This window comes from Spongiivirga citrea (assembly GCF_010671565.1).
GTDB classification, from domain to species: domain Bacteria; phylum Bacteroidota; class Bacteroidia; order Flavobacteriales; family Flavobacteriaceae; genus Spongiivirga; species Spongiivirga citrea.
On the sequence record NZ_JAABOQ010000005.1, the window covers coordinates 59363 to 86273 of the forward strand.

21 protein-coding genes and 1 tRNA gene are annotated in these 26911 nt (G+C 36.8%); 8 read left to right on the top strand and 14 right to left on the bottom strand.

What is annotated here, in order from left to right:
* Positions 1 to 7: 7 nt before the first annotated feature.
* Complete coding sequence (dprA, locus tag GWK10_RS12230) at positions 8 to 1114, bottom strand: DNA-processing protein DprA (protein WP_164032672.1); 1107 nt, start codon at positions 1112 to 1114, stop codon at positions 8 to 10.
* Positions 1115 to 1220: 106 nt separating this feature from the next.
* On the opposite strand from dprA, the gene GWK10_RS12235 reads away from it, so the two are divergent.
* Positions 1221 to 2153, top strand: a complete 933-nt coding sequence (locus tag GWK10_RS12235) for an HU domain-containing protein (RefSeq protein WP_164032673.1) — start codon at positions 1221 to 1223, stop codon at positions 2151 to 2153.
* 31 nt (positions 2154 to 2184) lie between these two features.
* Positions 2185 to 2520, top strand: a complete 336-nt coding sequence (locus tag GWK10_RS12240) for a hypothetical protein (protein ID WP_164032674.1) — start codon at positions 2185 to 2187, stop codon at positions 2518 to 2520.
* Positions 2521 to 2615: 95 nt separating this feature from the next.
* On the opposite strand, the gene GWK10_RS12245 is transcribed toward GWK10_RS12240, so the two are convergent.
* Together GWK10_RS12245 and GWK10_RS12250 are read right to left on the bottom strand one after the other, a co-directional pair.
* Positions 2616 to 4247, bottom strand: coding sequence for a DUF1501 domain-containing protein (locus GWK10_RS12245; protein ID WP_164032675.1), 1632 nt, complete (start codon positions 4245 to 4247; stop codon positions 2616 to 2618).
* A 6-nt stretch (positions 4248 to 4253) separates the two neighbouring features.
* Positions 4254 to 5753: a DUF1800 domain-containing protein gene (locus tag GWK10_RS12250; RefSeq protein WP_164032676.1), complete on the bottom strand. Its 1500-nt coding sequence runs from the start codon at positions 5751 to 5753 to the stop codon at positions 4254 to 4256.
* 182 nt (positions 5754 to 5935) lie between these two features.
* Here GWK10_RS12250 and GWK10_RS12255 point away from each other — a divergent pair, with 182 nt between their 5' ends.
* Together GWK10_RS12255 and GWK10_RS12260 are read left to right on the top strand one after the other, a co-directional pair.
* Complete coding sequence (locus GWK10_RS12255; RefSeq protein WP_164032677.1) at positions 5936 to 6295, top strand: YraN family protein; 360 nt, start codon at positions 5936 to 5938, stop codon at positions 6293 to 6295.
* Positions 6296 to 6467: 172 nt separating this feature from the next.
* Positions 6468 to 7127: an aspartate kinase gene (locus GWK10_RS12260; protein WP_164032678.1), complete on the top strand. Its 660-nt coding sequence runs from the start codon at positions 6468 to 6470 to the stop codon at positions 7125 to 7127.
* Here GWK10_RS12260 and GWK10_RS12265 read toward each other — a convergent pair.
* The 5 genes from GWK10_RS12265 to GWK10_RS12285 form a co-directional block, all read right to left on the bottom strand.
* A complete protein-coding gene (locus GWK10_RS12265) occupies positions 7122 to 8267 on the bottom strand; it encodes a 1-acyl-sn-glycerol-3-phosphate acyltransferase (RefSeq protein WP_164032679.1) in 1146 nt (381 codons plus the stop codon). The two genes, GWK10_RS12260 and GWK10_RS12265, sit on opposite strands and share 6 nt — an antisense overlap.
* A gap of 68 nt (positions 8268 to 8335) precedes the next feature.
* Positions 8336 to 9103, bottom strand: coding sequence for a TatD family hydrolase (locus GWK10_RS12270; RefSeq protein WP_164032680.1), 768 nt, complete (start codon positions 9101 to 9103; stop codon positions 8336 to 8338).
* A 6-nt stretch (positions 9104 to 9109) separates the two neighbouring features.
* Entirely contained in the window at positions 9110 to 9742 is a 633-nt protein-coding gene (gene pth / locus GWK10_RS12275; RefSeq protein ID WP_164032681.1) for an aminoacyl-tRNA hydrolase, read from the bottom strand.
* A 139-nt stretch (positions 9743 to 9881) separates the two neighbouring features.
* Positions 9882 to 10523: a 50S ribosomal protein L25/general stress protein Ctc gene (locus tag GWK10_RS12280; RefSeq protein ID WP_164032682.1), complete on the bottom strand. Its 642-nt coding sequence runs from the start codon at positions 10521 to 10523 to the stop codon at positions 9882 to 9884.
* A 56-nt stretch (positions 10524 to 10579) separates the two neighbouring features.
* On the bottom strand, positions 10580 to 11521 hold the full coding sequence (locus GWK10_RS12285; RefSeq protein WP_164032683.1) for a ribose-phosphate pyrophosphokinase: 942 nt from the start codon (positions 11519 to 11521) through the stop codon (positions 10580 to 10582).
* A gap of 154 nt (positions 11522 to 11675) precedes the next feature.
* On the opposite strand from GWK10_RS12285, the gene GWK10_RS12290 reads away from it, so the two are divergent.
* A tRNA-Leu gene (locus tag GWK10_RS12290) sits at positions 11676 to 11757 on the top strand.
* An 81-nt stretch (positions 11758 to 11838) separates the two neighbouring features.
* Complete coding sequence (locus tag GWK10_RS12295) at positions 11839 to 12237, top strand: RDD family protein (protein WP_164032684.1); 399 nt, start codon at positions 11839 to 11841, stop codon at positions 12235 to 12237.
* On the opposite strand, the gene GWK10_RS12300 is transcribed toward GWK10_RS12295, so the two are convergent.
* From GWK10_RS12300 to GWK10_RS12325, 6 genes are all read right to left on the bottom strand, one after another.
* Positions 12234 to 13667 carry a membrane dipeptidase gene (locus tag GWK10_RS12300; protein ID WP_164032685.1) on the bottom strand — a complete coding sequence of 478 codons (1434 nt, stop codon included), beginning with the start codon at positions 13665 to 13667 and terminating at the stop codon, positions 12234 to 12236. The genes GWK10_RS12295 and GWK10_RS12300 overlap by 4 nt on opposite strands.
* Positions 13668 to 13991: 324 nt before the next feature.
* Positions 13992 to 14888, bottom strand: coding sequence for a carboxypeptidase-like regulatory domain-containing protein (locus GWK10_RS12305; protein WP_164032686.1), 897 nt, complete (start codon positions 14886 to 14888; stop codon positions 13992 to 13994).
* A gap of 156 nt (positions 14889 to 15044) precedes the next feature.
* Positions 15045 to 18416 carry a transcription-repair coupling factor gene (gene mfd / locus GWK10_RS12310; RefSeq protein WP_164032687.1) on the bottom strand — a complete coding sequence of 1124 codons (3372 nt, stop codon included), beginning with the start codon at positions 18414 to 18416 and terminating at the stop codon, positions 15045 to 15047.
* 109 nt (positions 18417 to 18525) lie between these two features.
* A complete protein-coding gene (serS, locus tag GWK10_RS12315; protein ID WP_164032688.1) occupies positions 18526 to 19797 on the bottom strand; it encodes a serine--tRNA ligase in 1272 nt (423 codons plus the stop codon).
* 249 nt (positions 19798 to 20046) lie between these two features.
* On the bottom strand, positions 20047 to 21372 hold the full coding sequence (locus tag GWK10_RS12320; protein WP_164032689.1) for an HTTM domain-containing protein: 1326 nt from the start codon (positions 21370 to 21372) through the stop codon (positions 20047 to 20049).
* Positions 21365 to 22309, bottom strand: coding sequence for a bifunctional riboflavin kinase/FAD synthetase (locus GWK10_RS12325; RefSeq protein ID WP_164032690.1), 945 nt, complete (start codon positions 22307 to 22309; stop codon positions 21365 to 21367). Before GWK10_RS12325 ends, GWK10_RS12320 begins: the two co-directional genes overlap by 8 nt.
* A 244-nt stretch (positions 22310 to 22553) precedes the next feature.
* Here GWK10_RS12325 and GWK10_RS12330 point away from each other — a divergent pair, with 244 nt between their 5' ends.
* Both GWK10_RS12330 and GWK10_RS12335 read left to right on the top strand, forming a co-directional pair.
* Complete coding sequence (locus tag GWK10_RS12330; protein ID WP_164032691.1) at positions 22554 to 26219, top strand: reprolysin-like metallopeptidase; 3666 nt, start codon at positions 22554 to 22556, stop codon at positions 26217 to 26219.
* Positions 26219 to 26905 (top strand): hypothetical protein, encoded by a 687-nt coding sequence (locus tag GWK10_RS12335; RefSeq protein ID WP_164032692.1) that lies wholly within the window; start codon positions 26219 to 26221, stop codon positions 26903 to 26905. Before GWK10_RS12330 ends, GWK10_RS12335 begins: the two co-directional genes overlap by 1 nt.
* The last annotated feature ends 6 nt before the right edge of the window (positions 26906 to 26911 follow it).

Genomic DNA, 26911 nt, shown 5'->3' on the forward strand with positions numbered 1-26911 from the left:
TTTGATTTCAAACAAGCTCAAACAACTTGCCTGGCAATGGTCGCACAATACCCTTCAACTCCATATTCAATAAAATGCTAGCGGCTTTAAAAGTTGGTATTTCGCAATTGAGTGCTATGATATCTAGCAACTCTTTTTCTTGTTCTTTTAAAAATCGATACACCCGTTTTTCGGTTTCATCTAGTTCGACGAACAATTGTTTTTGAATTGGTTTTGACTTAGCACTTTTTTCTAGTTCCCAATTCAATAAATAAATAAGATCGGCAGCACTAGTCATTAAATGTGCTTTTTGTTGTTTGATAAGGTTGTTGCACCCCACACTCATGGCATCAGCAGGTCGCCCAGGTACAGCAAACACATCGCGATTATAACTATTGGCAATATCAGCTGTAACTAAACTGCCTCCTTTTTCGGCTGATTCTACTACGATCGTGGCTTCAGAAAGTCCTGCAATCAACCTATTTCTCTTCAAGAAATTTTCACGTTCGGGATTTGCACTGCTCCAGAAATCTGTAAAAAACCCACCGTTTTCTTCCACTTGATTTACATAACGATGGTGCACTTTAGGATATATTTGGTTGAGACCATGAGCAAGACAGCCGATTGTTTGTAATTTATTTTTAATAGCAGCTTTATGAGCAGTAATGTCCACGCCATACGCAAAACCAGATACAATTATAGGATTAAATGGCGCGAGATCTTCTATTAGTTTTTCGCAAAAAGCAAGCCCCTTGGTAGTAATCTTTCTAGTGCCAACAACACTTATGATTTTTTGATTTTCTATATTGATGTTTCCTTTACTAAACAGCAGAATAGGTCCATCTAGACAGTGCTTTAGTCGCTCGGGATAATCAAGATCTGTAAAATAGGAATATTGAATATTGTTTTGCTGAATGTATTGTAATTCTTTATCAGCTTTTATTCTATTGTCAGTGCTATTTAAATTTTTCAATAGCAAAGTGCCAACGCCTTCAATTTTCAGTAGATTCTGATCCTTTTCCTTAAAAACAGCTTCAGCGTTACCACAATGTTGCAGTAATTTTTTAGCCGTTGTATCACCCACACCAGGTATACATTGCAATTGTAATGTGAATAACAACTCGTTTTCAGTCACGCTATCTTTTTGAAAATCAGGAAACCAAAATAGGGTAGATTTTTTTGTTAATAAAATGTTGACACACTTATTTGTTACAGCCTATTTTTTTTAAATATTTGTTCATATGACATTATCTAAACCCATCAGTGATCTTTTATACCGTTATCAATGTGTAACCATTCCGGGGTTTGGAGCATTTATTACCAATTATCAACCGGCAAAACACAACAGTGCTGATCATAGTTTTTCTCCGCCATCAAAGCAATTAACCTTTAATTCGCAACTTGTTACGAACGATGGTTTGTTGGCTTCGTATATAGCAGAATGCAATGGGATTTCTTTTGAAAACGCAATGGATCGCATTGAAGAGCAAATCAAACTTTGGTGGAAGGAATTGGATAAAAACGAGGATGTTGTTCTTGAAAAAGTTGGGGCATTGAACTTAAATGCTGAAGGAAATCTCATTTTTACGCCGGCAAACACTGTAAATTATTTGACTGCCTCATTCGGGCTTTCATCATTTACATCGCCTGCCGTTAATAGAGAAGTATATAAACAAGAAGCCGAAGCATTAGAAAACTCAACACCTTTAATTATTACTCCAGAAAGACGTTCTCAATCGCCAATCTTACGATACGCTGCGGTCGGCTTATTTCTTGTAGCACTTGGTTTTGGAGTAAAAGAAATTAATGATAAAAATAGAGACCTTCAACAAGTTGTCGGAACTCAAACTCAGGAAATAGTCGAGGATAGTATTCAAACTGCCACTTTTTTTGACACTGCTCCTATGGAGTTGCCGACCATTAGCATCAACATTGCTAAAAAAGAGATCAAAAAGTACTTCGTTGTTGCCGGAGCTTTTCGTGTAAAAAACAATGCAACCAAAAAGATTAATCAATTAATAGCACAAGGTTACGAAGCTGAACTAATTGGCACGAACCGTTATGGATTGCATCAGGTATCTTTTGCTGGTTTTGCTGATAAAGATGAAGCACTTGCTTCACTTCGCGAAATTAAAAGAAATGTAACGCGTGAAGCTTGGTTGTTGACCAAGTAACCCTTTTTGGTTAAATTCCAAAGCTTAACCAATGATTCTCATTTACAACAATAAAGGGATTTTAATCCCTGTTTTTATTATAGTTCCGTTGTTTGTGTGTATTCTTATAAATGGATTTCTTAAAAACTATGTTGGTGGGGTTTTCTCATATGATTATGATTTTCAAATAGTACTGGGAATTGGATTACTATTTTCTTCTTTATGGATATATCTAACAAGTCATGATTTGATAAAAACCAATGGCAAAAAAGAAAAAATAGAAATGAACAACCACTTCTTTTATATACCTAACAGGTTTTGGACTTATATTATTCTAGTCGCTGCAATTTTACTTTTAATTGGAGGAATAATAGAGACCTTTAATTAAAATAAATATATAGTTGGTATACAAAAAACCCCAAATTCCAATATTTAGTTTTTAGGATTTGGGATTTGGGATTTCAAAATATTGAAATTTCAATTCTATCTCATTAATACCGTTCGGCTATAATTACGATCAATCGTTGCGATACGGTATATGTACTGACCTGTTGCAAGTCGCATTTTAGCTTCTTCTCTGATATTAATGGTCGATACACCTTCAGGCATCATTTCATTGCGAAGGGTCGTTACTACTTGACCTAATACATTGTACAATTTCACATCCATATGCATTGCCGTTGGAGCATTAATATAGATAGAAGTTTGTCCGTTATCGTCGTAAATGGCGTTGTGTGTAAAGTCTTCGGTATTTTCTGTAATTTCTTCTTCTGTATCAAGTCTAGAAACACAACCGAAGCCAAGATCAAGACTATCATATCCGCCGTATAAGGCATCGTCTACAATATCTTCTTCAATACACAACCATTCTTTCATAACAGTACCATATACTGCTCTAAAATCGACATCATATTGCATATTTCCACGACGGTCTAGCGCTTGTAGGTCAGGATGATTTCCTATAAAACCATTGTCCTCTAACCCTGGACCGAATAACATCATATTACTTGCAGAACCATGATCGGTACCTGCTGATCCATTTTCTTCAACACGACGACCAAATTCTGAAATGGTCATACTTAGGACATCACGATCTTTTTCAACCGTAGCTAAATCATCGTAGAAGGTTTTTAAGTTGTCCGATAAATCAAGCATTAATCGCTGGTGCGCTTCTAATTGACCTGAATGCGTATCGAAACCACCGAGGCTAATCATATAAACCTTGGTACCAAGGTTTCCTTTAATTAATCGAGATACGATACGAAGCTGATTTCCCATTCGGGTATCAGTATAATTTGCTGTATCGAAAGAACGTTGGTATGCTTCGTGTATAATTCCGGCGTAGGTAATGGTGTTGTTAGCAGAACCTTTCATAAACTGAAGCTGCTCACCATACGTACAATCAGGAATTTGATCAGTATTAAATAATTCGCCACCAGAAGCAATTTCAAACAAACGTTGTGGATTTGCTACCGTAAATGCATAATTGGTCTCAATACCATCAAAAATTAAATTACCAATGCTTCCTATTTGAATGGCAGCAGGCATTGGTGGTGGGTCAAGTAAAAAATCGGGAAACTTTCCTTCAAAATAACGTCCCATCCAACCAGTATAATCGGTTTCGCCTGGATTGGTGTTTGCCCAGTTATCAGAGCCTGTAAAATGCGATAAATTCTGATTTTCATATCCCACTCCATGTACAACTTTCATAGCTCCATCACCCCACATACGTTCCATATTGGTAAGGTAATTAGGAATTCCGAAGTCATCAGAAAGGTTGGTCATTTGCTCTTGTAAAATGCGAATATTAGGTCGTCTTTGAGCATAAGTATCGTAATCATAAATTGGCACGATAGTGTTTAGTCCGTCATTACCACCGCTAAGACGAATAATGATGACTACGCGATCTCCTTCAGCCTGGTTAATAGCTGATGCCAACCTAGAAGGTTGTGCATAAGTTATAGGACTGTTAGCTAACATGAAAGAGCCACCAGTTGCCAAGCCTAATGCTTGCAAGAATGAACGGCGGTTCCATTGTTTATGTTCTAAAGCGTGTTTGTCTAGTTTTTTAGGACTTATTGGGGCAGTACGTCCTGTGTTATGATGATTGCACATAGCTTTTTATTTAAGTTGGTATTCAGGTAAACGGGCAATATGAACTAATAAGAATGTCATTTGCAACGGGGCAGATTCCCAATCGAGATTCCACAAGCCCGCTTCAAAGTAGTTCTCAGGAACTTCGCTTTTAAAAACGTCAGTGGCCAAATCATATTCAGATTCTAACGTAAGCCCTTTAGGCAAGAGTGTGTCGACAATAAGTCTAGTAACTTGTGCAGGGTCGTTATTTAATCCTGCGATCGATTTACCGTATTCACGTAAGGATTCAGGATCACGATTATACACATCAAAAGTTAACACTTCGAGCATTTGCCAACGAAGGGTTAGTGTACTTGAGTTAATCCATGTCTTATTTCGTTGCCAACCAGCAACATCAACTGGATTAAAAATTTCCTGCTGTAATAAACCTGTGAATTGAACCAAGCGGCGAAGCATTCTGTCATCTACTTCTAAGCTAGTTTCATTTAAATATATAAGCGCTTTATCGTATGGACTTTTAATAATGGTACCAAAAGCGAACTCGTTAAAAAAGTGTTCACTTTTAAATAACTGCAGTAAAACAGGTTCTAATTCGAAATTGTTTGCAAGCATTGTTTGCGCCATGCCCGCTACAACATCTTCAGAAACTGTTGGGCTTACAAAATAGCGGTACATTTTCTCGCAAATGAATTCAGCTATAAGCGGCGCTCGCTGTGTAAAAAGATTATCATGTACTCCTTGATAATCAAAATTGGCTGTTTGACCGAATATGGTTTTATTGCCATCGAAGTATTCTGTAGGATCGAACGTAATGGGTCCCCAATCTACGGGTCTATTCACATAACCAGATAAGGCCTTTGCGGTTTCTACAATATCATCTTCTGTATAGCCATTACCTTCTCCAAGCGTAAATAGCTCGTATAACTCTCGACCATAATTTTCATTGGGATTACCTCTATAATTTTGGCGACCATCTAAATAATCTAACATGGCGTTGGATAGACCGATCTCCATCACAAGGGTCTTAAAATTCCCTAAGAACAGCGTTTGTAATAAATTATAATATTGATATAAGTACGATGGCGCGCGATACACTTGACGCTCTGTAACCAAATGATTACTCCAGAAAAAGACCATTCTTTCTCTAAAACCATTTGCTTTTAAGTCTTTAACGCCTTGAAGCTGCCAATCACGAAATTGATCATTTGATTGTGCGCGTATTTGATCATCTCGCTGTTCATCTGCCGGAATAGGACTGTTTGGATCGATTGTTACCGGATAATCTGCTTGAGACCAATTGGCCCAAAACGGTGGTGCGGTAGCGGGTAAGGCTTTTGCATCTGCAAAAATTTGATCAATTAATTGCCCAGGTGATAGTAGTAGTGCGGCTTCAATCTCTTGTTTAGATCCTCCAAAAGCAAGTCGTCTAAAAACGTGGTTTACTTTTTCTTCATCCCAGGGATTTGCTGGCGTAGGAACATAAGGTGCGAGTGTGCCCGTGTTGCACGTCATAAATGCTTCCATAGTTGTTGGTTAATAAATGCTTTAAGTGCGCATTTGTTAGTTTAAAGTAGGTTATTCACTTTAAATATAAATAGTTAACTAAAATTTGCGAATTTTATTTCACAAAAATTAAAGAATTTAACATATCGCAATCTTCTTAAATACGGTTTGTTTAAGCATTTTAGATGTTAATAGCATAATATATGGCAGAACATAATGAATTAGGTAAAAAAGGAGAAGAGGAAGCCATAGCTTATTTGAGGAAGAAGGGCTACGACATTTTAGAAACCAACTATCGGTTTCAAAATGCTGAGGTTGATATAGTTGCGAGAAAAAATAATCTCATTATAGCTGTAGAAGTTAAGACAAGATCGACTGCGGAATTTGGTGACCCACAAGATGCTGTAAAGAAAAAGAAAATTAATCTCATGGTGCAGGCAATGGACGATTACTTAAACAAAAATAAAATTGATTTGGAAATACAATTTGATATTATTGCCATCATAAAAAACAAGTTAGGTACCAGAATTGAGCATTTGGAAGATGCTTTTTACCACTTCTAAAAATAAAACGAATTGTTGTAAATAAAACAATTCGTTTAGAATTTTGGAGTATTTGTTGGATTTATTTAAATTTGTAATTCCTATTGACTAAGTAGATTACTTGGCGGGGGTTCGCAACAATCTTGACATAGACTACCTAAAAATTATAATCGGGCATATAAAACAGTAATCAATGAAAACAATTTCTTCCGTAGTAGAAGAATACATTAAGGCGAAGCCATTTCTACTAAGTGCTTTATCACAAGGGATCATCAATTTAACATCATTGTCTAGAAACATTAAACCTGAAGTAGAACATACTTTAGGCAAAGATGTGCGCAATGGTGCTATTGTAATGGCATTAAAAAGATTATCCGGAGAGTTAGAATTTCGGGCAACGCATCGTATTGTAAAAACCCTAAAGGATATAGGCGAAATTACTGTTAGATCGTCCTTAAATGATTATACATATAAGGTTTCGGATAGTCTGCTAAGCAAACAAGCGCAGCTTATTTCAAAAATCTATAGCAATAAGTCGGCTTTTTATACCTCTTCTAGAGGTGTGGGTGAGTCTAATATTGTAATAAGCAATAGTTTGTCTGATCTTGTCGAGGAGATTTTTAAAGGCGAACAGTTAATCGAAAAACAGGAAAATCTTTCGTCAATCACAGTACGACTTCCTAAAGAAAATGTGAGTATTCCTGGTATATATTATTTTATTTTCCAACGCTTATCTTGGGAAGGTGTTAATATATACGAAGTGATTTCTACCTCTTATGAGTTTACCATTTTGGTTAGCGAAAGCCAAGTCGATAAGGCGTTTGGTGTTATTAAAAACTTAAAAGGCTTATAAATTGTAAGTCGAGATCTCTTGAAGTTTCTTAGCATTAATTACAGGGTTGGCATACATGGCCAAAAACTGTTCTAATTCTTGTTTGTTGTCACGATTAACACGACGTTCAACTCTTCGGTCAAATTGTCGTTTTTCTTTTTCGTCATAAAAATCGCCATAGATATCTGTCTGATGCAAAAGATCGTAGGCAATGTAATTTGATGGCCATAATTTATAGTTGCGGTATATGGCGTGATCGATACAATTTTTTAAGTTGAGCAGTTTTTTGTTCAACGGTTCATCTGATTCTTGAATGTCCGTCAATTCTTTTGAAAGAGGTGCGCCAGCTGCAATATGAATTCTTTTTTTATTTCCCGCAGCTCCTTGTAAAATTGAATTAAAATCTTCGTTATTGGTTTTTATGTATTCAATTTGATTTTTAGTTGCCAGTAGCTCCGGAATCTTTAAAATATCAGTAGGGTCATACTCATATGAAATGGATACTGGAACAATCTTTACCTTTTTTAAGTACTCAAAAGGATCTCCTTTTGCGGCCTTAGTAATCATTTTTAAAACGCCCTGTTGTGTTTGATCATTTCCATCTTTAGTGCGTCCTTCTCGCTGTGCTATCCAAACAGAACGTTTTTCTTCAAGTAATAAATGTTTGATATAATCAGAAACTAATTGAGAGCTTTTAAGCATTTCTCGCGGAGCCAGATCACGCATTATCATGAAATTTCTATTTAAACGCGAAAGGCTCATTAAAAATGGCTTTTTTACCAAATTACTACCTATTGCAGATGCTGTCATAATTAATTTATGATCGAGTAAGGCAACATTTAGTAGGCTGGTGTCTAAAATAATATCTCTGTGATTTGAGATATATAAATACGATTGATTAGGATCTAATTTGTCAAACCCACTGGTCGTAAACTGTTCGCAACTGCGCGCCAGTACATTTTGAACAGAGTGATAAATAACTTGCGATTGAAAGTCCTTAATAGAATGACAGTTGCTTAAGATATCGGCTACCTCATTCTCCGTTTTATTGGGAAAGGTAAAATTAAGCAATGCCTTGACCATAGGATGCTTCGTGCTGTTTTGCAGTACATCCTGTACTTCATGATCGTGATAGGGCCTTATCGCATCGAAATTTTGCAAAAGAAATTGGTTTATTAGTTGGTATTGCAAATGAACAAAATAGAATGGGAATACGAGTAAAATTCGCGTTAAACCCCAAAAACTTTTTTAGAATTTTGTGTCGTTATTGCTGCAATTTCTTCAGGTGTCTTCTGATAAATATCCACCAATTTTTCTAATACATTAATAATGTAACTACTTTCATTACGCTTACCTCGGAATGGAGTAGGTGATAAATATGGGGAGTCGGTCTCAAGAACAATATGTCCAAGAGGAATTTCATTTAAAAATTGATCTATTTTTCCATTTTTAAAAGTGACCACACCACCAATACCTAGCATCATATTGTAAGAAATTGCCTGATTGGCCTGTTCCAAGGTGCCGGTAAAGCAGTGAAATATTCCGAATAAATCGTCAGCTTTTTCTTCTTCTAAAACCTCAAATATTTCATCGAAAGCTTCACGACAATGAATTACAATTGGCAATTTTTGTCGCTTGGCAAGTTGTATTTGTCTTCTAAAAGCGTCTTGTTGTATCGCTAAAGTCGTTTTGTCCCAATATAGGTCGATGCCGATTTCACCAACTGCATAAAATGATCTTTTTGAAAATAGGTCTTCTACAATCGCAAGTTCATCTAAGTAATTTTCTTTTACATGCGTAGGATGCAACCCCATCATTAGAAATACGTTTTCAGGAAAATCTTTTTCTAATTGAAACATCGATTCATTATAGGTCGAATCGATTGCAGGAATAAAAAAACGGGATATACCAGCTTTAAGAGCACGTTGAATCATTTCCTTCCGGTCATCGTCGAAGGCTTCGCTGTATAGGTGAGTATGGGTGTCGGTAATGATCATAAAAACTTATTTCCCATTAAAATTACTCATCGTTTGAGCGGCACCCGATAGCACGAAAGACTTAATTAGCGCAATAGATTGATCAAGACGTTCTTTTAGTTTAGAAGACTCATCGTCATTCCACTTACCTAACACATAATTTACTTGGCGGCCTTTGCCAAATTCGGCACCAATACCAAATCGGAACCGGCTATATTTAGTGGTGTTTAATTGCGCTTGTATGTCTTTAAGTCCGTTATGACCGCCATCACTACCTTTTGCTTTTAGTCGGATGCTGCCAAATGGCAAGTTAAGATCATCAGTAACCACTAGCAGATTTTCAATTGGAATTTTCTCTTTTTCCAGCCAATACCTGACGGCCTTTCCACTTAAATTCATAAAAGTGCTCGGCTTTAATAAAAGCAGCGACCTTCCTTTTATTTTATAAAGAGAAATTGAGCCTAGTTTTACACTTTCAAAGGTTAATGATTCTTCTTTTGCTAAATGATCAAGTACTTCAAAACCGATATTATGACGGGTACCATCATAATCAGCACCAATGTTTCCTAAGCCGACGATTAAAAATTTCTTCATAGTATCAGTCTCTTCAATTATAGAAGAAGTTGTTGAACGGAATAAGCGTTTTAGAAATCCGAACATGGTATTTTGGTTTGGGCAAAAATAACTTAGTGAGCCTTGACCTGCAAAGTTTTTAAAAGCTTGTAGATGTGATTTGCTAAAATTGAAAAAGCACCTCTAGAAAACTAGAAGTGCTTTTATTGTTAGTTGTTAGAAAAGTTTACTCAGCGGCAGGTGCGTCAGCCGGAGCTGCTCCTTCAGCTGCTGGTGCTCCTTCAGCTGCTTCGTCTTCCTCTTCTTCCTCATCATCAATAGAAACTCTTGAACGTCTAACCTGAGCAACTACTGCGTTATCAGGATGCAAGAATTTATAATCATCATGTGCCAATTCTGTAATGTACAATTTACTTCCGATTTTAAGCTTTGAAATATCAGCTTCAATAAAATCTGGTAAGTTTTTAGGATATGCGCGTACCGCTAACTTACGACGGTTAATACGCAATACACCACCATTAAGAACACCACGAGAAGTACCTACTGTACGAACTGGTATGTTCATTGTTACTTCTTTATCATCAAAAGTTTGATAGAAGTCAACATGTAAAATACGGTCAGTTACTGGGTGAAACTGAATGTCTTGTAAAATTGCATTTACAGAGGTTCCGTTACCCAAATCAATCACAACAGTGTGTGCGTTTGGAGTGTAAACCAATTTTGAAAATGCTAATTCTCCTGCTGAAAAATGAATTGGTTTGTCTCCTCCGTAAATAACGCAAGGAACCTTTCCAGCATTACGTAAGGCTTTGGTAGCTACCTTGCCCACGCTTTCTCTTTCTGATCCTACGATTGTAATCGCTTTCATTGTATATAAATTTAATTTTGTTCTTATTTTTTTGCTCTCGCAGTAGGAATAAGGACCTACATTAAAAATTTTGAACTTATTGATGTATTAGTATGCACGCGGTGCATTACATCGGCAAATAAATTGGCACAACTAAGTACCTTTATTTTACTGCTTTCTTGTCTTAATGGTATAGAGTCTGTTATAATCAACTCTTTTAGCTGCGATTTCTCAACACGTTCATACGCATTGCCCGATAATAAGGCATGTGTACAAATTGCTCGAACACTCACAGCACCGCGCTCCATCATCAAATCGGCAGCTTTAGTTAATGTTCCAGCGGTGTCGACCATATCGTCAACCAATACCACATTTTTTCCGGTTACGTTACCAATTAATTCCATATGAGAAATTACATTGGCCTTTGCACGTTGCTTATAACAAATTACCACATCGCTCTCCATTGCCTTGCTATAGGCATAAGCTCTTTTCGAACCACCCATATCAGGTGAGGCGATGGTTAAATTGTCTAAATTCAATTCCTTTAAATAAGGAAGAAAAATTGTTGATGCAAACAAATGATCAACCGGTTTTTCAAAGAACCCTTGTATCTGGTCAGCATGCAAATCCATCGTAATAATACGAGTAGCTCCTGCAGCTTCCAGCATTTTTGCTATTAACTTGGCGGCGATAGGGACACGAGGTTTGTCCTTGCGATCCTGTCTTGCCCAACCAAAATACGGTAGTACAGCGGTTATGTGTCTTGCTGATGCGCGCTTAGCGGCATCTAACATTAACAACATTTCCATTAAATGATCAGCGTTAGGATGTGTCGAACCGATTATAAAAATTCTAGTTCCTCTAACCGACTCTTCAAATGATGGTTGAAATTCGCCATCACTATAAGTCGATGTAATTACGTTTCCTAATTCAGAACCGAAGCATTTTGCAATATTTTCGCCTAACTCTTTACTTTGAGTACAGGCAAAAAGCTTGGGTTCTAGCTGGTCATTTGGCATGGTGTTATGTTGTTGTGCTGTCGCTGTTTATACTACCCTTGTTAAAACAGGGTGCAAATTTAGAAATTTATTTCAAGGTGAGAAGTTTTAACTGTATTATTTTGAGTGAGATTTGAATATATTTTTTAGTTTTGCAGTCCGTTTACGGAAAATTGCTCGAGTGGCGGAACTGGTAGACGCGCTGGATTCAAAATCCAGTTCTTTCGGGAGTGTGGGTTCGATTCCCACCTCGAGTACAAAACCTTCCTAGGACATAGGAAGGTTTCTTGTTTATATACTATATGTAGTGTATTGTTTTAACATTAAAAATATAGCTGGTGCTTTTTCAAAAACCCTATCCAAACAACCTAGACCTTGCAGGTGAAAATACCCGCATTAATAACTTCATTATCGATTTCTTTATCTCATTTACTTTAGGGTTTTCAGCAGCCAAAGCAATCGAATTAATTGATTATAATGAATGGCTTCCCTTTATCGCTTTTATGTTGGTGCGTTTTGTTTATTACTTTGTTCCAGAAATGAACAACGGAAAAACAATTGGTAAAATGATTACAAAGTCGAGAGTAGTTGATATTAATGGCAATCAACCTAGTGGCCCGAAGTTGATTAAGCGAACGCTGCTTCGATTTATTAGCTTATTACTTACATTTATAAGTGATGAAAATGTCGCGTTTCACGATCAGTTTTCTAAGACATATGTGGTTAACGATCGCTAAAAATTCTTCTCTAAAAAATTCATTGCATTTTGCGTAAAAACCTTATCAATAATCACAGATGCTTCTAATGCGTTTTCAGCTTTGTTGAATGTTTTTCCCTGCAGATATAATTGTGCGTGCGGAATTAATTGGTTCTTCAACTCATTAATATCATTCGCAGTCCAATATTCATTAATAGGGTCGACAATACCATCGAAGTCGGAACCAATTGCTTGAATGCCCCAGCAATGTAAATTGGCGTTATCCAGAACTTCAGCAATATGCTCAATCTGTCTCCAGACTAAATACGCCTTTCGTTGTTTTCTTTTTGGTTTGCTCCAGAAGCTTTTAGATTTTTTCAAACCTTTTTTGTTAGTTACACGACGCTCGTCCAATTGAATGCCAAATATCCCATTACTATTGGCAATCATAATTAATTCTTCATCGTAAAAATTAATATCAGTTTGCATAAAGTATTTCGCCCGTTCGGGAAAATTAATGGTAGAATCATCGAAAGAAAGTAGTCCATTTGCAGCACCATGACTCACTACAATTGGTATATTCTCATTGTTAATCGAATTGATAGCCGATAGTACGGTATAAAATCGTTGTCTTGAAGCAATACTCATATGTTTAATGTCAATAAGAATGCGATGCCCGTTTGTTTTATCTAGGAGTTTACGCATCACCTCTTCACCCAGTGCTGTGAAGCCGCTGTTAAGACCTTCAGATTGGTCAGTCATGATTTTTGGCATACCGCCTAAGCTTTGAGCATGACCACATAATTCATTGTAAAAATGATGTGCTAGCGTGATAAATAGTTGCTTATGAGTCAGGGTCTTTAACCAATCAACACGTTTTAATATTTTTTCACGTTTGTTGTTGCCATTACTCGTTTTTATTCCAGTGCCTAGAGCATGCCCACCTTCTACAGAAAACAGAATATTGAGGGTATTAGCTTGGCTTTGCTGAATTTGATCAAAGCTTGTTATTAATTGATATTTTAACTGAGCCCCTTTATAAGTAACCCATTGATTGTCTAGTTGCTTGTAATATTCATATTCATCTTGTAAATCAGGAAAATAATCGGTTAGGCGCTGTACATGTTTAATGCGTTTTTGAGAGACACCCATTGCTAAATTGGTTAATAGCCTGGAGAAAAGTCCACGTCCTATTTTGTTGGCTACAAATGGTTTTTCTAAGGGATATAGGGAGACAATAATTGCTCGAGAACCCGATTCGTAAACTGATGTTAAATCAGTTTGAGTAAATTTTGTCAGCGTGAAAATACGGTTGGTCATTCTTTTTAAGCGCGACATTACTGTTTGGTGCCAGACAGAATGAGTTTTAGAAATATCGGTCGTATTCTGACCGGGAATGTCTCTCCTAAAACTTTTACCGAAAGGTTTTAGCGCAGGATGACAATGCAAATCGATGTAGCCCTTTTGCATGAGTTAACTAGTTTGGTTGGTGGTATAAAGATAATGAACAACAATACCATAATTACACCTATATGTTATGGGATTATCACCCTTTTTCTATGGGTTGAGTTTCCTTAGTGGGTATATTCGGTTTCTTTGGAAAAAACTAGAGACTTTCAGCGAAGTAGTACTTACGGAGGCAATTATACCCCAATCGGCTAGTACATGAAAGGTTATCCTTGATTTTATTCTAAATTTTAATTAAAAAATGGAGTTTTCGAGCTATAAAAATGTTCTATTTTTATTGATTCGATCGGCAATGTTTTATATACATTTTATTGTTCACAGTATGGTTCAATTAGTAAGTGTTAGTTCAATTGCCAAAACTCCATAATCATCATAGTATGGTACTCCTTTATTATCATAGATTTTTTCTTCTTTTCGCCATTTTCCTTTTTTGTAATTCCAAGCATGTGAATTTTCCGAAGTTGATAATATCCCTACTTTTGGTTCGTAAATGATTATAGATTTAGCTTTTGTTTTTGAGCTATTGGTGGGATATGAAAGCTTATATTGGTTTTCATCAACTATTAACCATTCAAAGCCTACAAAAAGACCGCTTTTTGGAAAAGTTAAACTTAGGTCAGTTAAATCAATTTCCATATTGTTAATTCCTTTTTTGGCTACTCCAATAACATTTTTTTCATATATCGGGTCGCAAGGCTCTCCGTTTTGACCAACTGAGTATAAACGAATATTAAATTCGCTATTTGGTAAATGACTGTAAATTGGAAGTATTATTTTTTTTAGATATGGGGTGTTTACAAATCTAGAATCGTAATCAAATAAACGTGCTTTTATCTCAGGAGTGCCAGTCGATGCATAAAAAGTTTCAATATTAGTGTTCTCAAAATTTCCTATTATTCTTTGTTCAGTTTCTTTTTTTTCTAGAATGGGTAATTCTTTTAATCCAACAGCTTTAGGACTTAAAAAAATACTAGTAGGCAATTCAATCAAGTTAATTCTCAATTCTTTATAACCTAGCCTAGATAGAATTAAGAATCCACTGTTTAGACTATCAATTAGAAACTCACCATTTTTATTGCTTGTAGTCCCTATGTTTTCATTCTCACTCCAAATATTTACGTAAGGAATTTTTTCTTTTGTAATGCTGTCAAAAACTACAGATTGAATTTGACCAAAACAGAAGGAATAACTAAATAAAATATTAAAAGCCAGTATTTTTCTCATATTGCTGCCAATGATTATATATACAAACCTATCGATTTTAATACTACTTTACAATCACAAATAAGCAGTATATGTAAGCCTTTTTTGGTACTTGTATATATATTGCGATTGACTGTATATAGATACTTTTTGCAGCGATTCGTGTTAGCTTACAGTTTAATTAAGATTAGGTTCTGGTCTCAGCGTAACATCAAATACAGAAATTGCCTTCAATGCCTTTTCTATTGAATTTATATTTTCAAAAGTCAATAGCAAACGAAGCCCATTTCTAGTTTGCTTTTCTTTCATTTTACAAAGGTCAGGATTCTGTTGAACGGTTTGCAACACCTTGCTAAAAATCGGACTTTGATAGAAAGCGGACTGTTGGTCGTTGATGAAATAACCGATCAACTTGTCCTGTTTCATAATGATTTTTTCGAGTCCAACATTGGTTGCAATCCATTTTACACGAACGCTATTTAATAAATCAACCGCGGGTTGTGGTAATTCCCCAAATCGATCGATTAATTCTTTTTCAAATTCAATTAAACCAGCTTCATCTTTTACAGCGCCTAATTCGTTGTATAGTTTTAGACGTTCTGTGATATTATTGATATAATCATCAGGGAAGAGCAATTCAAAATCGGAATCAATCGTCGTGTCTTTCAAGAAAACTTTCGGTTTTCCGTCGTCTTTATATAACTCTGCAAACTCATTTTCTTTAAGTTCTTCGATGGCTTCATTCAGGATCTTTTGATAGGTCTCAAATCCGATTTCATTAATAAACCCACTTTGTTCACCACCTAAAATGTCTCCAGCACCACGAATCTCGAGGTCTTTCATCGCGATATTGAAACCCGAACCTAGCTCCGTATGCATTTGTAAAGCAGAAATTCGTTTTCTAGCATCATCGGTCATCGCACTATATGGGGGAGTGATAAAATAACAGAATGCCTTTTTATTACTTCGGCCAACGCGACCTCGCATTTGGTGTAAATCCGATAAGCCGAAATTATTCGCATTATTAATGAAAATGGTATTGGCATTTGGTACATCGAGTCCACTTTCGACAATGGTGGTGGATACCAATACATCGAACTCACCATTCATAAAAGCCAGCATTAATTGCTCCAGCTTTTTCCCTTCCATTTGACCGTGACCAACCCCCACTTTTGCATCGGGAACTAAGCGTTGAATCATACCAGCTACTTCTTTGATATTTTCAATGCGGTTATGAATAAAAAATACCTGACCACCACGTTGAATTTCATAACTCACCGCATCACGAATCGTCTCTTCACTAAATCGAATAACCTTACTTTCGATCGGATATCGGTTGGGTGGAGGAGTGGTAATTACCGAAAGATCTCTCGCCGCCATCAAACTAAATTGTAAAGTTCTTGGGATGGGAGTAGCGGTTAATGTCAATACATCAACATTCTCTTTTAAGGTCTTTAGTTTGTCTTTTACAGCAACGCCAAATTTCTGTTCTTCGTCAACCACAAGTAGACCTAAATCTTTAAATTTAATTGCCTTATTTACGAGTTGGTGCGTACCAATAACAATGTCTATTTTCCCTGATTCTAGACCTTCCAAAACCAAACGTCTTTCTTTCGCTGTTCTAAAACGATTTAGATAATCTACCGTTACTGGCATCTCTTTTAATCGGCTACTAAATGTCTTAAAATGTTGGAAAGCGAGGATGGTTGTAGGCACTAAAACGGCTACTTGCTTCCCATTATCGACCGCCTTGAAGGCTGCACGTATGGCAACCTCGGTTTTTCCGAAACCAACGTCTCCACAGACAAGTCTGTCCATTGGGCGTTCACTTTCCATATCTCCTTTAATATCGGCGGTTGCAGTGATTTGATCTGGTGTATCTTCGTAGATAAAAGATGCCTCCAACTCATGCTGTAAATAGCTGTCCGGATCGTATTGAAAGCCTTTTTGAAGCCTTCTTTTGGCGTATAATTTGATTAAATTAAAAGCAATGTGCTTAACACGGGCTTTGGTTTTTTGCTTAAGCGTCTTCCAGGCCTTACTACCTAGTTTATAGATCTTCGGCGGCTTGCCATCTTTACCATTGTACTTGGTGATTTTATGTAACGAATGGATGCTTAAATACAAGACATCACGTTCGCCATAAATGAGTTTGATGGCTTCTTGTTTTTTGCCTTCTACATCTATTTTTTGAAGCCCGCCAAACTTGCCAATTCCATGATCGATGTGAGTGACATAATCACCGATTTGTAGATTGGTTAATTCCTTTAAAGTGATCGCTTGTTTCTTGGCATAGCCATTTTTTAAATGGAATTTATGATAACGTTCAAAGATTTGATGATCGGTATAACAAACAATTTTTTGATCCTGATCAATGAAACCTGCGTACAATGAAAAAACGATTGTTTTGTAATGTACATCTTGTTCTACATCATCAAAAATATCATGAAAGCGTTGCGCCTGTTGTTCGCTTGAACAGAAAATATAATTGGCAAATCCGTCCTGATGATTCTTGTTTAAATCTTCGATTAATAAATCGAATTGTTTATTAAAAGAGGGTTGTGGTTTTGTATTGAAAAGCACCTGATTTTCTGATCCAATTCCTTGAGGATTTGCTTTATCAAATTCCACCAGTGTAAAATCATCTAAATGCTCATTTATTAAATTCCCCGTACAAAAAGATTCTTCGGGTTTGCTATGTTTTATTTCTTTTGAAATGGTCTTAAATGCTTCTTCAGCCTTTTCAAAGTTTTTGTCAATTCTACTTAGAAGTAGCTCTTTGTTTTTTACAAAGACTCTGGTTTTGGTTGATATATATCGTAAAAAACTCTCACGGTTTTCTTGTAGAAACTTATTCTCTACATTGGGAATAATAGAAATCTTTTTAACCTGATCAGTACTTAGCTGTGTTTCGACATCGAAGGTTCTGATGCTATCCACTTCATCACCGAAAAATTCAATTCGGTAGGGCTCATCATGAGAGAATGAGAAAACATCAACAATTCCACCTCTAACCGAAAACTCTCCGGGTTCGGTCACAAAATCCACTCGGTTGAATTTATATTCAAACAGCACTTCGTTGACAAAATCAATAGAAAGCTCATTTCCAATATTGATCTTCAAGGTATTTTTCTCCAACTCCTTTTTAGTCACTACCTTTTCAAATAAGGCATCGGGATAAGTAATAATTATCGCTGGTTTTCTCCTAGAGCTAATCCGGTTTAAAACCTCGGCACGAAGAAGAATATTGGCATTATCAGTCTCTTCAATCTGATATGGCCTACGGTAACTGCCAGGATAAAACAATACGTCTTTGTCTCCGACTAGCTGCTCAATATCATTTAGATGATATGCTGCTTCTTCTTTATCATTAAAAACCAACAAAAAGGGTGCGTCAGCTTCTTTAAAAAGATTAGAAATTGCAAATGAAAAAGAAGAGCCTACGAGTCCTTTTACGTAGGTGGTCGATTGGGAAACGGCAATAGCACTCCCTAGTTTTTGCAGTTGCAAAGACTTTGAGAATGATTGCGCTACTTGAGTTATACTCACTTAGATTGTCGTATTAATCTTTAAATAATAAAGACATCTCCCTAATTCCCTCTTCAAAAAGGGACTTTACTTCTCTCCTTTGAAGGAGAAGTTGGGTGAGGATGTTTTACTAATCTATCATGTCAAACCCAGTATACGGAACTAGTACTTCAGGAATCTTGATTCCTTCTGGAGTTTGATAATTTTCTAATATTCCAGCTAAAACCCTTGGTAATGCCAATGAGCTTCCGTTTAATGTATGTGCTAGTTGTTTTTTGCCTTCTTTATCCTTAAAACGCAGTTTCAAACGATTTGCCTGAAAGGTTTCAAAGTTTGATACTGAGCTTATTTCTAACCAGCGATCCTGTGCGGTTGAAAATACTTCAAAATCGTAAGTCAATGCTGAGGTAAAACCTAGATCACCACCACAAAGTCTTAGTATTCGATATGGCAATTTCAATTCTTGTAAAATCTCTTTTACGTGGTCAACCATACCATCTAAAGCAGCGTAACTGTTTTTTGGATGCTCGACACGAACGATTTCAACTTTGTCGAATTGGTGTAGTCTATTTAGTCCGCGAACATGGGCACCGTATGATCCTGCTTCACGACGGAAACACGGTGTGTATGCCGTGCACAAAATTGGTAATTCACTTTCGTTGACTAAATTATCTCTAAAAAAGTTGGTTACCGGAACTTCAGCAGTAGGAATCAAATATAAATCATCGATACCTACATGATACATTTGTCCTTCTTTATCCGGCAGTTGTCCAGTTCCAAATCCTGAAGCTTCATTGACCAAATGCGGTACCTGATGTTCGATATATCCAGCTGCTGTATTCTTATCTAAAAAATAATTGATCAATGCACGTTGTAACCGCGCACCTTTGCCTTTGTAAACAGGAAAACCAGCACCCGTAATTTTAGTGCCTAGTTCAAAGTCAATAATATCATACTTTTTTGCAAGCTCCCAATGTGGTAGTGCGCCATCAAATAATGTTGGTACCTCTCCTTCACTAAAAACTTCTTCATTGTCATCTTCGGTAGAACCAGCAGGAACCAAATCGTTTGGTATATTGGGTATTTTATAAAGTAGCTCTTGTAACTGCTCATTAAAGCTGTTTAGATCATCAGCTAGTGATTTTTCCTCTGCCTTTTGAGCAGAAACACCATTTTTTAGCTCATTTGCTTCCGCTGCATTTCCCGATTTAAATAGCTCTCCAATTTTCTTAGAAGCTACATTCATTTCTGAACGCAAAAAGTCTAGTGCAGCTTGCGTAGATCTTCTTTTTACATCAATAGAAATAATGGCATTTAAGTCGGCTTGTGCATCGATATTACGCTTCTTTAAAGCAGTAATTATAGCTTCCTTATTTTCTCTTATAAATGGGACTTGCAACATGGTGTTCAATCTAAAAATCCTGCAAATTTAAGGAAAAGGCAAGCGGCGTTAAACCTATTGTTGTATTTTTTTGAAGGTTGTTTTTTATGTCAAGTTCGAGATGAATGCTAATATTCTTTTTAAACTAAAATTTATCTTAGGTGAGAATCCCTCCGTCTCCGATAAATCGGAACCACCTCCCTTTACTAAAGGGAGGAGTATTGATTATTTAAATCAATAAACTGCAGACTGCGACTGCAAACTGCTTACTTATTTTCCTGGATATAAATCAGAAGGTAATAACCATTCTTGATGACCAAAATAGTTCCATTTGGCATTGGCAAGGTTGACTTTGTTGTCAACTAAACGCTTTGATTGTCGATTGTTTACACTCACTTTTCCATCGGCATACACCGCAATTTTAATTCCTTTTTCTGCGTATTCCTTTTTCAAACGCTGCGCGAACTGCCAGATAACATCCGGCTTTGTGGTTACAGTGCGCATTTGTTTTGTGGACACATAGTCACTTAAATTAACGTTATGTACCTTTTTTGTTTCTTCTTCAACTACTCTAAAGTTGATATATCCTGATTTCGATCGAAGCATCATTCGCCAGCTCATTCGGTGGCCCTCTTCGGTCCACAGAACATCATCTTTTATAAAATGATGGCGCAGGGGTAATGCAATTTGAATAATGAAGTAAATAAGCCCTAAACTGACCAATATGTTCTTATAATTTTTGATGATTATCTCATTACCTAGATATAATTCCTTCTTCTTTAAAAAGATATTTCGAACAGTTTTTGGTTCAAAAAAGAAGAGTGCAAACGCCAATGATAGGTATGGGAAAATGCCTATTTGAAATACGATAGAATTAAATAAATGAAAGAAAATAGACGCAAAAAAAGCCCATTTTCTCGTGTGTTTTATAAGAAGTAGTGGGATAATGAGCATATCAAAACCAATGCCCATATAAGTAATACATATATGTGCCCATTCGTGCTGCAATAGCTCTCCTACAATAGGATAATTAGCTCGACTAAGCATTAATCGTTGTGCCACTGTATGATCTAACCAGTCAGGATAAAACTTAGCAACAGATGCAAATGTGTATACGATCCATAGTTGTATAATGACAATCCAACGGCACCAATTAGGCATGCTTATCGATTTAATTTCTGGGTTCTGCTTCGCATCGATGGAGTGATATCGGTTTGCTGGAAGCACTGCCATGATTGCACAAATAAGAATCAATAAATAATAGTGATTGTTATAACTGGTTTTTTGCATTAAATAGGTGGCTGTCCACATTATCGTGAAGCTAATAATCGCCAATCGGTATTTATAGCCAAGCATGACCATTAGTCCAAAAACGCCCATAATGGCATAATAAAAATACATGCCATCTCCAGGTAAAGGTTGTAACCATTCAAAACCAATAAACGTAAAAGTGAAATCTGGCTCGACGAGTGTTCTACGAATCCAGCCAGTAAAAATGGCTCCGACAGACTCTAAAAAAATCAATAAACCGAACATGATCCTGAAAACGATCAGTGCCGAGTTATCTACTTGTTTAAAAAGCCATTTGTTAAGCATTGTGATATGCCTTGATAAGATCTAATGATTGTAATTTATCTTTCGTTAACTGTTCTTTGAGCGCCGCTACCGATTCAAATTTCACCTCGTTACGCAAGCGCTTTAGAAAGTGCAATTCAATTTCTTTTCCATAAAGGTCAGCATCAAAATCAAAAAAATAGGTTTCGATTTTTTTGGTGTCTTCATCACTCACCGTAGGATTTTGACCAATGTTGGTCATACCGTACACTTTTTCACTATTTAATGTTGCGCTCACTAAGTAAACACCATCTTTAGGAATCAGTTTGTATGATTCTTTAACTGCAATGTTGGCAGTCGGAAATTGAATAGTTCTTCCTAAGCCTTTTCCTACAATAACGGTTCCTTCAATTGTATACTCATAGCCCAAATAACTATTTGCCTTGGCAACATCGCCATCGTTATGCAATGCATTTCTAATTTTAGTCGAACTAATTGCAACATCATTCAAAGCTTCGGCACTTATTTGTTCTACTTCAAAATCAAACGTTTTCCCAAATTCGATCAGGTCATTAATATCAGCAGTTCGATTTCTACCAAAACGATGATCGTAGCCAATAATGATTTTTTTTGTTTTTAGTTGATTTACCAATACATCCCTTACAAACTCAATCGCCGTGAGACGAGAAAAATCTTTGGTAAAAGGATGAACTATAAGGTGGTCGAGGCCTGTCTCTGATAAAATATCGGTACGCTCTTTGATGGTATTTAGTAACTTGATCGATACATCTTTTTGTAACACCATGCGAGGATGAGGGAAAAATGTAAGTATTACTGAATTTAGTCCAGTAGCCGCAGCTTGTTCTGTAAGATTATCGATGATTTTTCGGTGTCCGATATGTACGCCGTCAAAAGTACCTATAGTAACAACCGAACTAGTGTTTGAATTATATGATTGAATTGAATCGAATTTTTTCACAAAAAAATACGCTTATAGCAGTTGTTACGTTTTAAAAAATGTAGCTTTGTTTAGCGTCCTACCACAAAAAATGCTTATGACATTGAGATTTTTACGCCAAATTATATCGATTTTCATCTTCCTTTTTACTACAGTTGTTTTTGCGCAAAAATCATACTGGACAAAGACTACAGTCAAAGATAAATCTTCGATAACACAAAAGACAAATCTTATCTTAAAAAAGCAAAAAGTATTTACTTTAAATATGGATGCTTTTAAAAAAAACTTGGCAAAAGCTCCTAAACGAATTAATGCTAAGCAGGGAGGAGCCATTATGATACTGCCTAATGCTGATGGCAATTTGGAGCGTTTTTATGTTTACGAGGCTTCTATTATGCATCCCGCTTTAGCAGAAAAATATCCAACAATAAAATCATATGCCGCAACGGGTATCGATGACCCTTCAGCAAAAGCAAGATTTAGTGTAGATCATCGAGGAGCGCAATTTATGATTCGATCTACCAATAAATCGACGGTTTATATCGAACCTGATGTATCTGCAAAACAATATGTGGTGTATGCCAGAGAGGATATCACTTCTACTAAGGATGAGTTGCAATGTATTTTAGATGATTCCGCTTTTGGAGGTAAAATCCCCAATTTTAATAGTACAACACAGAAAAATACGAACGATAGTACTTTAAGAAAATATAGGCTTGCGCTGTCTTGTAGTGCGGAGTATGGAAATTTCTTTGCGAATACAGGCACCGAAGTCGCTGATATTTTGGCTCAGATGAATAATACAATGACCCGTGTAAATGGCATTTACGAGCTTGAATTAGGTATAACGATGGAGCTTGTTGCGAACAATGATCAGGTGATTTTTTTTGGTGATGTTAATGCCGACCCATACACTGGAAATTTTAATACCGAAACACAAACCACACTTGATAATATTATAGGTGATGGTAGTTACGATATAGGCCATAGTTTTAATACTTCTGGTGGAGGTGATGCCGGAGATATTGGTTCAGTTTGTAGAACTGGAATTAAGGGAAGTGCATATACAGGTCGCGCGAATCCGACGGGTGATGCTTTCGATATCGACTTCGTAGCCCATGAAATAGGACATCAGTTTGGAGGTTTACACGTGCAGAATGCAACAGCAAATTGCGCCCGTTCCGGGGGTGGAAATGCGGAAGTAGAGCCCGGAAGTGGAACGACCATAATGGGATATGCTGGCATATGTACCACCACAGCTTCAAACATACAGGGCAATAGCGATGATTATTTTAATTATGTAAACATTAGGGACATTTCGGCCTTTGTACAAACCGGTGTTGGAGAATCATGTGCTGAAACAATTGCATTGACGAATAATGCTCCTCAAGCTAATGCGGGTAATGACTATGTGATTCCTATTTCAACCCCATTTGTTTTAACTGGCACAGCAACCGATGCTGATGCAACTGATGTGCTGACCTATACATGGGAACAAAACGATCCGGAGGCAATAAATCAGGTTACACCAGAAGCGACTAATACCGGGGGACCACTTTTTAGATCAAGAAGGCCTTCTGCTTCACCATCACGATATTTCCCTTCATTAAATGATATTCTGGCGGGTAATTTAACACCTACTTTTGAAGTATTACCCTCTGTAGGGCGAACTATGGAATTTGCTTTCACGGTAAGAGATAATGTTATTGGTGGTGGGCAAACAGATTCTGATTTAATGGGAATAACGGTAGATGGTGATTCAGGACCGTTTCAAATTACTTCTCAGAATAGCCCGTTTACATGGAATGCAGGCGAAACTGTAACAATTACTTGGGATGTTGCCAATACCGACGTTGCACCTATTAATGTTCAAAATGTAAATATTTTATTGTCAAAAGATGGAGGACAAACTTTTGATACAACTTTAGCGGCCAACGTATCTAACAACGGAAGTTTTGATCTTATTGTTCCTGGTAATAATGCTACAAATCAAGGTCGAATTATGATTCAAGCAGTTGATAATGTCTTCTTTACAATCAATGGCTCTGTATTCGAAATAGTTGATTCTGAGTTCGTGTTAACTCCAGATGAGACTAGTAAAACAGTATGCCAGCCTGATGATGTTGTCTATGCATTAACCTATAATACGTTTCTAGGATTTAATGAGGTAACTACTTTTAGTGCGGTCAACCCGCCAACAGGAAGCACGGTTACGTTTAACCCTACAACAGCAGTAAATGATGGTGATACTGTGCAAATGACAGTTTCTGGAACTGCTTCGCTAGCTGTTGGGAATTATGACATTGATGTTTCAGCAAGTTCAGCCTCAGTAAACAAAACTATCACGGTCGATTTTGATGTCAACAATAGTACTTTCGGAACAATCAACTTATCTAATCCTGCTGATGCAGCAACCAATGTGTTGAGCAACCAACAATTTGAATGGGATGAAGATACTAATGCACAGCAATACGAAATAGAATTTGCGACTGATGCTGCCTTTACTGCAATAACTGAGCAAGCAACTACAACCAACAGTCAGTACATACCGACAGCATTGGCACCCAATACACAATATTTTTGGCGGGTACGGGCAATTAACGATTGTGGTCAGGGACCATACGCATCTGTGCGCTCATTCACTACCGCTCAAATAAACTGCTCGGATAATTTTACTCAAAATTTAAATTTAGAAATTCTTCCTAATGGTGAGCAGACGGTTACATATCAAATAAATGTCATTGATGATTTGGTAATTAGTGATCTAAATATTGCTTTAAATGTATCACACACTTTTCCTTCTGATCTTACAATACTTTTAAGAAGCCCCGAAGGTACTATATCGACTGTTTTTGATAGAAGCTGTAATCCAGGCAGTGGAGAAGATTTTGATGATATTAATGCCACTTTTGATGACGCTGGTAGTGTAATTAATTGTAGTAGCACTCCTCCAGCTATTGCTGGTTTAGTAAGTCCAGCAACGCCATTTTCGGTATTTAATGGTGAAAGTTCAATCGGTGTTTGGACACTAACAATAAACGACGGGTTTGATATAGATGGTGGTTCTTTAAATAGTGTTGCACTAACAATATGTGGCGAAGGAGTTTTAACTCCTGATGAAGATAATGATGGAGTTCCTGATTCATCTGATATTTGCCCCAATACTCCAGCAGGAAGCATGGTGGATGCTGAGGGATGTCCGATTTTTTCATTACCACCAAATAACTTTACACTTCAAATCACTTCAGAAACCTGCAGAAATAGTAATAATGGTAGTTTGATGATTACATCTGCTAATACGGCATTTACATTTCAAGCTGCCTTAACAGGAGCGGCTTCATTAACGCGGGATTTTTCAGGCACTACGACGTTTGATGATCTTGCAGCCGGAAATTATACCGTTTGTTTTACGTTGGCTGTCGAACCATCGTTTGAACAGTGTTTTGATATCGTGATAACCGAGCCTGATCCGTTAAGTGTTTCTAGTCGAATTGAAGAGGAGAGTAGTACCCTTGTATTAAATTTGTCTGGTGCAACTACCTATAGAATTAACCTTAATAATGAGATTATAACTACACAAGAAGCTGAGGTTTCCCTACCGCTAAAAAAGGGAATTAATTTACTTAAGGTCAGCACCGATATAGATTGCCAAGGTGAAGTAGTTGAAAGTATTATATTTAATAGTCAGGCTATTCAATTATATCCCAACCCAGTAACGAATGGTACTGCATTTATTACCGCAGGAAGTGGGAATGATCAGCAAGCAGTTGTTAATGTGCATACCGTACATGGAGCTCTGTTGTTTAGTAGATCAATAAATGTCAGCAATGGCATTGGACAACTCGATATTTCCAATTTAAAAACGGGCACATATATTATTCAAGTTGCAACGAATAATCAAAAAGAAAGTTTTAAAATTATAAAGCGATAATGAAGTTTATGAAAAGAATGTTGGCCGCTACTTTAGTTTTAGCATTGATAACAATAAGTTGCAAAAAAGACGATGGACCGCCACCAAATCCAACGGCTGCAACGCTTATTTTTCCGGAGGAAAATTCTGAATGTAATGAAGGTACTATTTTAAGCGCAACACAAAGTACAGTTACCTTTAGATGGACTATGAGTAATGCCACTAATGACTATGTGGTGACACTTACGAATTTGGATACAAATACGACATCAACAGAACAATCAACAACTAATGAGGTTGACATAACAATTAATCGCGGGACACCTTATAGTTGGTCAGTTACTTCAAATGGAGTAGTAAATACTGATCCGGCTGAGAGCCCAACATGGCGTTTTTACAATGCGGGACCGGGAATTGTTAGTCATCCACCGTTTCCTGCTTCGACACCAAGCCCAGAAATGGGAGCGACCGTGCCTAGTGGTTCCATTACGCTACGTTGGCAAGCGGCCGATGTTGATAATGATATTGCAAGTTATGATGTTGTTTTTGATACAGTTTCGCCACCTGTACAAGCTGTCGGGAATGTTACTACTGCTGAACAGATAGTGAATACAAGTGCGAGCACTACATATTATTGGCAAATAACCACGAACGATAGCCAGGGTAATAAATCAAAATCGCAAATATTTCAATTCAAGACTAACTAGGAAGGT

What these genes read in the sequence shown, in the direction of transcription:
- GWK10_RS12235 (WP_164032673.1), top strand. Translation starts at nt 1,221, where the DNA reads ATGACATTATCTAAACCCATCAGTGATCTTTTATACCGTTATCAATGT.
- GWK10_RS12240 (WP_164032674.1), top strand. Translation starts at nt 2,185, where the DNA reads ATGATTCTCATTTACAACAATAAAGGGATTTTAATCCCTGTTTTTATT.
- GWK10_RS12245 (WP_164032675.1), bottom strand. Translation starts at nt 4,247, where the DNA reads ATGTGCAATCATCATAACACAGGACGTACTGCCCCAATAAGTCCTAAA.
- GWK10_RS12250 (WP_164032676.1), bottom strand. Translation starts at nt 5,753, where the DNA reads ATGGAAGCATTTATGACGTGCAACACGGGCACACTCGCACCTTATGTT.
- GWK10_RS12255 (WP_164032677.1), top strand. Translation starts at nt 5,936, where the DNA reads ATGGCAGAACATAATGAATTAGGTAAAAAAGGAGAAGAGGAAGCCATA.
- GWK10_RS12260 (WP_164032678.1), top strand. Translation starts at nt 6,468, where the DNA reads ATGAAAACAATTTCTTCCGTAGTAGAAGAATACATTAAGGCGAAGCCA.
- GWK10_RS12270 (WP_164032680.1), bottom strand. Translation starts at nt 9,103, where the DNA reads ATGATCATTACCGACACCCATACTCACCTATACAGCGAAGCCTTCGAC.
- pth (WP_164032681.1), bottom strand. Translation starts at nt 9,742, where the DNA reads ATGTTCGGATTTCTAAAACGCTTATTCCGTTCAACAACTTCTTCTATA.
- GWK10_RS12280 (WP_164032682.1), bottom strand. Translation starts at nt 10,523, where the DNA reads ATGAAAGCGATTACAATCGTAGGATCAGAAAGAGAAAGCGTGGGCAAG.
- GWK10_RS12285 (WP_164032683.1), bottom strand. Translation starts at nt 11,521, where the DNA reads ATGCCAAATGACCAGCTAGAACCCAAGCTTTTTGCCTGTACTCAAAGT.
- GWK10_RS12300 (WP_164032685.1), bottom strand. Translation starts at nt 13,667, where the DNA reads ATGCAAAAGGGCTACATCGATTTGCATTGTCATCCTGCGCTAAAACCT.
- GWK10_RS12305 (WP_164032686.1), bottom strand. Translation starts at nt 14,888, where the DNA reads ATGAGAAAAATACTGGCTTTTAATATTTTATTTAGTTATTCCTTCTGT.
- serS (WP_164032688.1), bottom strand. Translation starts at nt 19,797, where the DNA reads ATGTTGCAAGTCCCATTTATAAGAGAAAATAAGGAAGCTATAATTACT.
- GWK10_RS12320 (WP_164032689.1), bottom strand. Translation starts at nt 21,372, where the DNA reads ATGCTTAACAAATGGCTTTTTAAACAAGTAGATAACTCGGCACTGATC.
- GWK10_RS12330 (WP_164032691.1), top strand. Translation starts at nt 22,554, where the DNA reads ATGGATGCTTTTAAAAAAAACTTGGCAAAAGCTCCTAAACGAATTAAT.
- GWK10_RS12335 (WP_164032692.1), top strand. Translation starts at nt 26,219, where the DNA reads ATGAAGTTTATGAAAAGAATGTTGGCCGCTACTTTAGTTTTAGCATTG.